This window comes from Curtobacterium sp. NPDC089185, from assembly GCF_040685235.1.
Classification (GTDB): Bacteria; Actinomycetota; Actinomycetes; order Actinomycetales; family Microbacteriaceae; genus Curtobacterium; species Curtobacterium citri.
Genome location: NZ_JBFBHK010000001.1, coordinates 305,048 through 315,653, shown reverse-complemented (window position 1 = coordinate 315,653; position 10,606 = coordinate 305,048). Strand labels below are relative to the sequence as shown.

Annotated in this window: 7 protein-coding genes; 4 read left to right on the top strand and 3 right to left on the bottom strand. The window is 72.3% G+C overall.

Going from position 1 to position 10,606, the window contains the following annotated elements:
• Positions 1 to 60 precede the first annotated feature (60 nt).
• Entirely contained in the window at positions 61 to 1,059 is a 999-nt protein-coding gene (locus AB0N84_RS01445; RefSeq protein WP_363543271.1) for a phosphotransferase, read from the bottom strand.
• A 130-nt stretch (positions 1,060 to 1,189) separates the two neighbouring features.
• Between AB0N84_RS01445 and nudC the strand changes: the two genes are divergently transcribed.
• The gene (gene nudC / locus AB0N84_RS01440; RefSeq protein WP_363543269.1) at positions 1,190 to 2,125 is read left to right on the top strand and encodes an NAD(+) diphosphatase; all 936 of its coding nucleotides are present in this window, start codon (positions 1,190 to 1,192) and stop codon (positions 2,123 to 2,125) included.
• Entirely contained in the window at positions 2,122 to 3,864 is a 1,743-nt protein-coding gene (locus AB0N84_RS01435; protein WP_363543266.1) for an ATP-dependent helicase, read from the top strand. Before nudC ends, AB0N84_RS01435 begins: the two co-directional genes overlap by 4 nt.
• Here AB0N84_RS01435 and AB0N84_RS01430 read toward each other — a convergent pair.
• Positions 3,755 to 4,612 carry a TOMM precursor leader peptide-binding protein gene (locus tag AB0N84_RS01430; protein WP_182046493.1) on the bottom strand — a complete coding sequence of 286 codons (858 nt, stop codon included), beginning with the start codon at positions 4,610 to 4,612 and terminating at the stop codon, positions 3,755 to 3,757. The genes AB0N84_RS01435 and AB0N84_RS01430 overlap by 110 nt on opposite strands.
• Before the next feature lie 60 nt (positions 4,613 to 4,672).
• On the bottom strand, positions 4,673 to 6,088 hold the full coding sequence (locus AB0N84_RS01425; RefSeq protein ID WP_363543263.1) for a zinc-dependent metalloprotease: 1,416 nt from the start codon (positions 6,086 to 6,088) through the stop codon (positions 4,673 to 4,675).
• 125 nt (positions 6,089 to 6,213) lie between these two features.
• Between AB0N84_RS01425 and AB0N84_RS01420 the strand changes: the two genes are divergently transcribed.
• On the top strand, positions 6,214 to 7,323 hold the full coding sequence (locus AB0N84_RS01420) for a S16 family serine protease (protein WP_182046492.1): 1,110 nt from the start codon (positions 6,214 to 6,216) through the stop codon (positions 7,321 to 7,323).
• Positions 7,324 to 7,578: 255 nt separating this feature from the next.
• Positions 7,579 to 10,563, top strand: a complete 2,985-nt coding sequence (locus AB0N84_RS01415) for a UPF0182 family protein (protein WP_182046491.1) — start codon at positions 7,579 to 7,581, stop codon at positions 10,561 to 10,563.
• Positions 10,564 to 10,606: the final 43 nt, after the last annotated feature.

Here is a 10,606-nt window from a genome sequence, read left to right as displayed (position 1 = left end):
CGGTCGCGACGCACCGTGTGCGGTCGGGACGCTTCGGGCGCGGTGCGCCCGCTCGTCGGGTCAGCCGTGGCGGCGTTCGGTCGACGACAGCAGCTGCTCGACCTCGCCGATCTCCATCGTCTCGGGGGAGACCGACTGCAGCGGCGCCGCCGTCGGCGTCTGCACCGCGTCGACGAGGCGGTGCATCATCGCGACGGCGTCGTCGACGACCTCGGTGCTCTTCGCCTGCACACCGTGCAGCAGCCACTGCGCGGTCTCGAGCTCGTGGTACACCCGGGCGCGCTGGGCGAGCTGGCGGTCACGACCGCCGCCGTTCGCCTCGTACGCGCTGAGGACGGTGTCGAACGCCTCGCGCTGCCCCGCGAGCACCCACGCGAGGTCCTTCGCGGGGTCGCCGAGCCGGAGCTCGCCCCAGTCGAGGACACCGCTGACGGCGTCGCCGTCGACCAGCAGGACCCCGGTGCCGACGGCGCCGTGCACGACGGTCGGCGTGAACTGCCAGAGCTGCTGGTCGCGCGCAGCGCCCTCCCAGCGCTCGACGAGCGCGGCGGGCACGAGCTTGGTCGCGACCGCACGGTCCATGACGGACACGGCGGAGCGCAGCACCTCGAACGGGGTGAGGGAGGGCAGGCCGGCGTCGGTGACGAAGCTCGTCGGCAGCTGGTGCACGGCGGCGACGGCGCGGCCCACGGCGGTGGCGAGCTCCGGGCGCTCCCCGAGGTCGCGGAGCGTCGGGTGCGCACCGTGCACGTAGGTCGTGACGATGGCGCGCGTCGACCCGACCGGTGCCTGGCCGCGGTACTCGGCCACCGCGAAGGGGAGTCGGGTGCGGATGCCGGCGCTCAGGGCGCGGATCGCGACGAGGTCGGCCGACTGCCGGGCCTCGGCGCGCTGGTTGCGCGGTCGGCGGATGGCGCTCAGCGCGCCGTCAGCGTCGCGGAGGACGGCCGACTCGTAGTCGCCGGACGCCGCCGAGCCGAGTGTGCGTGTGCCCGTGACGACCATGCCGGGAACGGCCGTCGTCGCCAACGCGGCTAGAGTGAACTGGAATCCCGCCATGTCCTCAGGGTAGGTCCGCGTCCGGGGGCCGAGCGCACGCCACGCTGGCCCGTCGAGCCCCGGAACGGTCCACGGGGTCCCGCCGGACGACAGCCGGAGACCCTGTCCCGACCGCAAGGAGCGCCCTGCCGTGACCGTCGAGTTCGCCGCAAGGCTCCCGCTGTCCCGCAACGAACTCGACCGTGACGCGGAGTTCCGGACCACGCCGGACCTCGAGCGCGTCCTCCGGGACGACCCCTCGACGCGGTGGCTGCCGGTGCGCGGCGCCGACCTGCTCCGCGAACCGGACGGTGCGCTCCGCTTCGTCGAGGTCACGGCCGTGCCCGAGGACGCCGTGGTGCTGTACCTCGGCCGCGCGGTCGCGGACGCCCCGGACGCCCCCGCCGGGACGCGCTTCGTCGCCGCGCTGCTCGACACGGCCGCGGCCGCGGCGATCGAGCCCGACGACGACGCGTGGGCGAGCCTCCGCATGTTCGGCACCGAGCTGTCCGCACGCGACCAGGGCCTCGCGGTCGAGACCGTGGCGATGGCCAACTGGCACGCCGTGCACGGGTTCTCGCCGCGGACCGGCTCGCCCTCGGCGGTCGTCAGCGGCGGGTGGGTCCGCCGCGACCCGGAGGGGCACGAGATCTTCCCGCGCACGGACGCGGCGATCATCGTCGGCGTGACCGACGCGGACGACCGCATCCTGCTCGGCTCGAACGCGGCGTGGGACGCCGACCGGTACTCGCTGCTCGCCGGGTTCGTCGAGCCGGGGGAGTCCCTCGAGGATGCCGTGCGACGCGAGGTCTGGGAGGAGTCCGGCGTCCGCGTCGAGGAACCCGAGTACCTCGGATCGCAGCCCTGGCCGTTCCCCGCCTCGCTCATGCTGGGCTTCCGTGCGCGTGCCCTGGACGGCGACCCGTCAACGGTCCGCCCGGACGGGGTCGAGATCCTCGACGTCCGGTGGTTCTCGCGCGACGAGGTCCGCGAACGCGCCGGTGACACCCTGCTGCTGCCCGGCCGGACGTCCATCGCCCGCGCCATCATCGAGGAGTGGTACGGCGGGCCGCTCGACCTGCCGTGACCGACGGACGCCCCGCCCCGGTGCGGCCGCCCTCGCCCGACGAGCTCCTCGCCGCGCTCGACGCCGAGCAGCAGACCGTCGCCCGCACCCTGCTCGGTCCGGTCGCGGTCCTCGCCGGCGCCGGGACCGGCAAGACGCGGGCGATCACGCACCGCATCGCGTACGGGGTGGCGACCGGCACCTACTCGCCGAACCACGTCCTCGCGCTGACCTTCACCACGCGCGCCGCGGGTGAGCTGCGCTCCCGGCTGCGCGCCCTCGGTGCGGGCACCGTGCAGGCCCGGACGTTCCACGCCGCCGCGATGGCGCAGCTCAGCTACTTCTGGCCGGACACCGTCGGCGGGCACGCACCGCGGATCGTCGAGTCCAAGGGCCGGGTCATCGCGCACGCGGCCGACACCGTGGGGATCCACGTCGACACCCCGGTCCTGCGCGACCTGGCGGCCGAGGTGGAGTGGCGCAAGGTGCAGATGCTCACGTACGACGAGTACGAGGCCGCCGCCGTCGACCGGGTGATGCCGCGGGACACCCCGGCGCGACGCGTCGTCGACCTCATGCGCGCCTACGAGCAGCTCAAGGACGACCGGCGGCAGCTCGACTTCGAGGACGTCCTGCTCGCCACGCTCGGGATGGTCGAGTCGGAGCCGCGCGTGGCATCGTACGTGCGGCAGCAGTACCGGTTCTTCGTCGTCGACGAGTACCAGGACGTCTCACCCGTCCAGCACGACCTGCTCCGTGCGTGGCTGGGCGGTCGCGACGACGTGTGCGTGGTCGGTGACGCCAGCCAGACGATCTACTCGTTCGCCGGGGCCTCGAGCCGGTACCTGCTCGGCTTCGGCTCGGAGTTCCCGCGGGGATCGGTGCTGCGGCTCGAGCGGAACTACCGGTCCACGCGGGAGGTCGTCCACGCGGCGAACACCCTCATGCGCGGGCAGCCGGGCGCGCTCGACCTCGTCGCGCAGACGGCCGAGCCGGGGCCTGCGCCCGAGGTCCTGGCGTGCGTGCACGACGGGGACGAGGCCCAGACCGTGGCACGGCGCATCGGCGAGCTCGTCGCGGGCGACGCCCGGTTCGGCGAGTGCGCCGTGCTGTACCGCGTCGGGGCGCAGGCGGCCGCACTCGAGTCCGCGCTCGGTCGTGCCGGGATCCCGTACCGCGTGCAGGGCGGCACCCGCTTCTTCGACCGGCCCGAGGTGAAGCTCGCCGTGCACCACATGCGCGGCGAGGCGGTCCGGCAGACGGACGACGAGCTCACCCGACGCGTCGGGCTCGTGCTGCAGCTGAGCGGCTGGACCCCCACCCAGCCCGACGGCACGGGCGCGGTCCGCGACCAGTGGGAGGCGCTGCAGGCGATCATGGGCCTGGCCGAGGCCTCGCCCGAGGGCACGACGATGCAGCAGTTCACGCAGGACCTCGTGGACCGTGCGGCGACCCACCACGAGCCGGAGCTCGACGCGGTCACGCTCGCCACGCTGCACTCGTCGAAGGGCCTGGAGTGGCCGCACGTCCTGGTGGTCGGTGCCGCCGAGGGGCTGCTGCCGATCTCGCACGCGTCCACCGACGACGAGGTCGACGAGGAACGGCGGCTCTTCTACGTGGGCCTCACCCGCGCACGCCGGTCCGTCACCGTCACGTGGTCGCGACAGGGTTCCACGCGAGGGGGTGCCCGGGCCCCGAGCCGGTTCCTGGCAGCGCTCGACACGCACACCGCGGGTGCGGAGCCACCGGCAGCAGGCTGACGGACAGGTCGTCGCGGTCGAACACGACCTGGTCCGTCCCCGGCTCCTGCGTCGTGCTCGGCAGCCGCTGCACGAGCATCCGGGTGGCGGCGGACGCGAGCGCGGCCAGCCGCCACGGTGACAGCGGCGCTGCCGGTCGACCCCAGACCTGCGCGGCGAGTGCCGGCCACGCCGGGTCGGCGTCGACGCGTGCGTACTCGACGCACTGCAGGCACGGGCCCTCGCCGGGCACGAGCACCGGACCGAGGCGCACCCGGCCGTCGCCGACGACGAGTGCGAGGTGCGGCGTCCCGCGACGTGCCCAGGCCGCGCGGAGGGCCGGGTCGACGACGTGGTCGGCGACCACGAGCGCGAGGGACGGCGGCGGGTCGGGGAGCACCACCGGACCGCCACGCGGCGCGGCGGTCCTGGCGACGGTGACGCCCTCGCCGGAGAGCAGCTCCGCCACCGTGTCGGCGAGGGCGCCCGGCCCGTGCACCTCGACCCGTGCGAGCGGTTCGGGCAGCACCTCGACCACGGCGGGGGAGGCGTCGCCGAGGATCCGCGCGGCGACCTCCGGGCGGCACCCGGTCGTCGCGGCGAGTGCGGTCAGCGCGTCACGGCTCGTCTCCCGTCGGAGTGCGCAGAGGAACCGTTCCTCGGCCGTGGACGGCACCGGGACGACGGCACGCGGCGGGTCGACGCCGAGCTGCACGGTCCCCGGGTCGCGCCAGACGAACTCGAGCGTGGGGTCGATGCGGATGCCCATGTCCCCACCGTGACGGAACGGCCGGCCCCGAGGGGACCGGCCGTCGCCATCTGTGGAGAACTACTTGGGCGAGTCCCCGTCGCCGTCCCGGGTGCCGCCGTCCTCCGGACCGCCTGCTTCGTCGATCCCACCCGCCTCGTCCTCGCGCGGACGGTCGCCGGTCGTGTCGTTGAGCAGGTCCTCGAGCGCCCGGTCGAACGCGTCGTCCTCGGCGGACCGGCCCGGGTTGCGGAGCCGCAGGACGAAGGCCTCCGGGTCGTCGACGTCCTCGGAGGTCGGGACGGCGTCGAAGTGCGCCCACAGGGCGTCGCGCTCCTCGGCACCGAGCTCGTCCGTGACCCGCTGCCAGAGCGCGGCGGCCTCCCGGAGGCGGCGGGGCCGCAGCTCGAGCCCGACCAGCGTCGCGAACGCGGACTCGGCGGGGCCACCGGCGGCGCGGCGGCGACGGACCATCTCGGCGATGGCGTCGGACCGCGGCAGGCGGACGGTCGCGGCGGCGGTGACGGTGTCGACCCAGCCCTCGACGAGCGCGAGCATCGTCTCGAGGCGGCCGAGCGCGGCCTCCTGCTCGGCGGTGCGCGGCGGGATGAGCGCGCCCGACGCCAGTGCGTCGCGGAGCTGCTCCTGGTTCGTCGGGTCGATCTCCGACGCGAGCTCCTCGACCCGGTCGAACGGGATGTGGATGCCGCGCGCGTAGTCGGTGATCGACGAGATGATGTGCAGCCGGAGCCACTTCGCCGACCGGAAGAGCCGCGCGTGCGCGAGCTCCCGGACCGCCAGGTAGATGCGGACCTCGTCCTCGGGGACGTCGAGGCCCTCGGCGAACTCGGCGACGTTCTGCGGCAGGAGCACCGCGACCTGCTCGTCGAGGAGCGGGACGCCGACGTCGCCGCCCGAGACGACCTCCTTCGCGAGCTGTCCGACGACCTGGCCGAGCTGGACCGCGAACAGGGCACCGCCCACGCCGCGCATCGCCTTCGAGACGTCGCCGAGCATGGCCTTGAGCTGCTCCGGCGCGCGCTGGTCGATCGCCTCGGTGAGGGCGTTCGCGATGCTCAGCGCCACCGGCTCGGCGATCTGCGCCCACACCGGGGTGGTCGCGCGCGCCCACTGCTCGCGCGTCCAGGTGCTCGGCGTCGCCGTGAGCTCGGGGACCGAGGTCGCCTCGTCGAGCCACAGCGCAGCCACCTGGAAGGCCTGCCCGGCGGCCTGCGAGGTCGCCGGGTCCACCGGGTGGCCGCCGTCGCGGGCGATCGCGGTCGCGCGCTCCGACGCGACCGAGAAGTCGATGCCGTCCCCGCCGGACTGCGCGGCCCGCTGCAGCTGACTCATGAGGTTCGCCACGAACGCCGGGTCGTTCGGCAGGCCGGCCGCGCCCGCGAGCTGCGACGGGTCGATCTGTCCCTCTCCGGAGAGCAGCTTGCGCAGCATCTCCTGGAAGTCGTCGTCCGGACCCCGCTGCGGTTCATCAGGCATGCCGACTACGCTAATCGCTGCTCACGGGACCGCGCCTGGGATGCCCCCGTGGGGTCGCCCGAACCGCTGCGCCGAGGGCGAACAGCCCGTGCACGCGCGGGCGCCCACCCCGTGGAAGGACGTCCGTGACCCTCTTCGCCCCTGCGCCCCGTCGCCGCTCCCGTTCACGTACCGTCGGGTGGGCGTTCGTCATCGGGGCCGTGGTGCTCGGGCTCCTGGCGAGCTTCCTGCCGAGCCCGTACCTCATCGAGGTGCCGGGTCCGGTGTACAACACCATCGGCACCCAGCGGCAGGGGCAGGGCAAGGACGCGAAGGACGTCGAGCTCATCCAGATCGACGGCGCGCGGACGTACCCGACCGCGGGTGCGCTCGACATGCTCACCGTCGGGATCCAGGGCGACGCGACGAACCGGCCGTCGTGGACGAGCGTCATCCGGGCGCTGTTCTCGCGCTCCGAGGCCGTCATCCCGGCCAGCGCGGTCTACCCGGAGGGCACCACGACCGAGCAGGTGAACCAGCAGGACGCCGCGGACATGCAGTCGTCGCAGCAGTCGGCCGTCGCCGCCGCGCTCATCCACCAGGGCGAGGACCTGCCCACCCGGCTCGAGGTCGGCTCGGTGCAGGATGGGTCCGCCGCGGACGGCGTCCTCCGCAAGGGCGACGTCATCACGGCCTTCGACGGGCACCAGCTCACCACGAACGTCGACGCCGGCTCGCTGCGGGCGGCGGTGGCGGACCACGGGACCTCGTCCCCGGCGGCGGTCACCGTCGAGCGCGACGGCACGAGCCGGACCGTCGAGGTCACCCCGCGCGAGGAGCAGGGCACCGCACTGCTCGGCGTCGGCGTCACCGAGCACTACGAGTTCCCCTTCGAGGTGAAGATCGCCCTGCAGGACGTCGGCGGTCCGTCCGCGGGCATGATGTTCGCGCTCGGGATCATCGACGAGCTCACGCCCGGCGAGCTGAACGGCGGCGAGCACGTCGCCGGGACCGGCACCATCACGGCCGACGGCGAGGTCGGACCGATCGGTGGCATCCGCCAGAAGCTGTACGGCGCGAAGGACGCCGGCGCGACCGTCTTCCTCGCACCCGCCGAGAACTGCGACGAGGTCGTCGGTCACGTCCCCGACGGGCTCGACGTGTACAAGGTCGCGACGCTGGACCAGGCGGTCACCGACCTGCAGACCATCGCGTCGGGGAAGAGCACCGCCGGTCTCGCGCGCTGCACGTCGTAGGACCGACCACCGGATACCCGCGACGTGCGCGCACGTCGCGATCCGCGCCTCCCGTCCGGACGGCCTGGAGGAGCGGATCACCTTCCTGAGTCCCCGCACAGCTTGGCTGTCGGCGGGGACCCGTAGGATCGGTGCACTGACGGCCCGCCGCGCCGGGCCCGCCGGTCCGACACGTCTGGAGCACATCAAGTGACGACAACCTCGTCCACCTCGGGTCCCTCTCCTTCTGGGCGGCGCTCGCCGCGGGTCCCGATCGTGGTCACGATCATCGTGCTGGCCGCACTGGTGATCGGCTTCTTCATCTTCGCCAGCCTGTACACCGACTACGCGTGGTTCGCGCAGCTCGGCTTCCAGCAGGTCCTCACCACGAGGTGGGTCGCGAGCACCCTGATGTTCGTGGCCGGGTTCCTCGGCATGGCCGTCCCGGTGTACGTGAGCATCGCGCTCGCGTACCGGTTCCGTCCCGTCTACGCCAAGCTCAACTCGCAGCTCGACCGCTACCAGCAGGTCATCGAGCCGCTGCGCCGGGCCGTCGTGATCGGCATCCCGGTGGTGCTCGGCCTCTTCGCCGGGCTCGCGACCGCCGGTCGGTGGAGCATGGTCCTCGAGTACTTCAACCGGACGTCGTTCGGCAAGAAGGACCCGCAGTTCGGTCTGGACATCGGCTTCTACGTCTTCGAGCTCCCCTTCTGGCGCTCGATCGTTGCGTACTCGTCGGCCGTCGTCCTCCTCGCCGGCATCGCCGCGCTCGCCGCGACCTACCTCTACGGTGCGCTCCGCTTCGGCGGGCGCGAGGTCCGCATCTCGCGGGCGGCGCGCATCCAGCTGGCCGTCACGGCCGCCGTCTACGTCGCGCTCCAGGCCGTCAGCCTCTGGCTCGACCAGTACGCCGCGCTGACGAAGGACAATCCGCTCATCACCGGTGCGCAGTACACCGACGTCAACGCGGTGATCCCCGGGCGCGAGATCATGGCGGGCATCGCCGCCATCGTCGCGATCCTCTTCATCGTGACCGCGGTCATCGGCCGCTGGCGCATCTCGATCGTCGGCACCGGCCTGCTGCTGGTCGCCGCCATCGTCATCGGCGGGATCTACCCCTGGATCGTGCAACGCATCCAGGTCAAGCCCTCCGAGCGCACCTACGAGTCCGCGTTCATCGAGCGCAACATCAAGGCCACGCGCGACGCCTACGGGGTGAGCGGCGTGCAGGAGCAGAACTACGACGCCACCACCGAGGTCACCTCGGGGGCGCTCGCGCAGGACGCGCAGACCACGGCGAACATCCGCCTGATCGACCCGAAGATCGTCCCCGACACCTTCAGCCAGCTGCAGCAGTACCGGCAGTACTACCAGTTCCCGCGGGAGCTCGACGTCGACCGGTACGACGTGGACGGGCAGACCGAGGACACGGTGATCGCGGTCCGCGACATCGACCTCGAGGGCCTCAGCGCCCAGGCGAACACGCAGTACAACCGCACGTTCGTCTACACGCACGGTTTCGGCGTCACCGCCGCCTACGGCAACCAGCGCGCGAGCGACGGCAAGCCGGTGTTCCTCGAGTCGGGCATCCCGGCGAACGGCGCCCTCGGCGACTACCAGCAGCGCGTGTACTTCGGCGAGTCCTCGCCGCCCTACTCGATCGTCGGCGGCCCCGAGGGGACGAAGAACGTCGAGCTCGACTACCCGGCCGGTTCGGACGACAGCGACGGCGGGAACGCCACGACGACGTACCAGGGCAACGGCGGACCGAGCCTCGGCGGGTTCTTCAACCGGCTCGTCTACGCGGCGAAGTTCCAGTCCGAGCAGATCCTGCTCTCCGACGCCGTCAACCGCGACTCGCAGATCCTCTACGACCGCGACCCGATCCAGCGTGTGCAGAAGGTCGCGCCCTACCTGAAGCTCGACGGCGACGCCTACCCGGCGATCGTCGACCACCGCATCCAGTGGATCGTGGACGGCTACACGACGAGCGACGCGTACCCGTACTCGCAGAGCCAGAGCATGTCGGACAGTGTCAACGGCACGGACTCCTCGGCGTTCCGCACCGACCAGGTGAACTACATCCGCAACTCGGTGAAGGCCACCGTCGACGCCTACACGGGCAAGGTCACGCTCTACGCGTGGGACACCCAGGACCCGGTGCTGAAGACCTGGCAGAAGATCTTCCCCGGCACGACGGAGCCGGTGTCGCAGATGAGTGCCGAGCTGCTCGACCACGTGCGCTACCCGACCGACCTGTTCAAGGTGCAGCGGTCCATCCTCGGCACGTACCACGTGACCAACGCGAACTCGTTCTACTCGGGTGACGACGCGTGGAACACGCCGCAGGAGACCACGACGGGCACGACCGAGAGCGACACCGACTCGACGGCGGACAACGTCTCGCAGACGACGACCAACGCGCTCGGCACCCAGACCACGGCGACGCAGGGCAACCTGCAGGACCCGTACTACCTGACGATGAAGGTCCCGGGGCAGGACACCGCGTACTCGCTCTACACGACCTACATCCCGCAGCAGTCGGCCGGGGCGAACAACCGCAACGTGCTCACCGGGTACCTGGCGGTCGACTCGGACGCCGGTGGTGCCGGCAAGGGCGAGAAGGGTGCCAACTACGGCAAGCTCACGCTCCTGACGATGCCGAAGACCGACAACATCCCGGGTCCTGCGCAGGTGCAGAGCCTCTTCAACGGTGACACCACCGTGTCGCAGGAGCTGAACATCCTGAAGCGGGGTAACTCCACGGTGAAGCAGGGCAACCTGCTGACCCTGCCGGTCGGTGGCGGCTTCCTCTACGTGCAGCCCGTCTACGTGCAGTCGACGTCGAGCGGTTCCTACCCGCTGCTGCAGAAGGTGCTCGTGGCCTTCGGCGACAAGATCGCGTTCGAGGACACCCTCGACCAGGCACTGAACAGCCTGTTCGACGGTGACTCCGGCGCGGCTGCTGGCGACCAGGGAGCCGCGGACGGTTCCGGCTCGGGGTCCACGGACTCCGGATCCGACACGTCCGACGGCGGCTCCTCGAGCGGATCCACCGGTGGGACCTCGGGTGGCGCGAGCGGCGGCTCGTCGAGCGGCACCGCGAACCAGGCGCTGCAGAAGGCGCTGAACGACGCCAAGAGCGCGCTCGACGACCGCCAGCAGGCGTACGCGGACAACGACCTGGTCGCCGCTGCCGAGGCGGACGAGCGCCTGCAGCGGGCGATCCAGGCCGCCACCGAAGCCGACAGCGGCAACTGACACGCCGTGGCGGGGCACTCGATTTGTGCCCCGCCACGGGCGT

What these genes read in the sequence shown, in the direction of transcription:
- AB0N84_RS01430 (WP_182046493.1), bottom strand. Translation starts at nt 4,612, where the DNA reads ATGGGCATCCGCATCGACCCCACGCTCGAGTTCGTCTGGCGCGACCCG.
- AB0N84_RS01445 (WP_363543271.1), bottom strand. Translation starts at nt 1,059, where the DNA reads ATGGCGGGATTCCAGTTCACTCTAGCCGCGTTGGCGACGACGGCCGTT.
- AB0N84_RS01425 (WP_363543263.1), bottom strand. Translation starts at nt 6,088, where the DNA reads ATGCCTGATGAACCGCAGCGGGGTCCGGACGACGACTTCCAGGAGATG.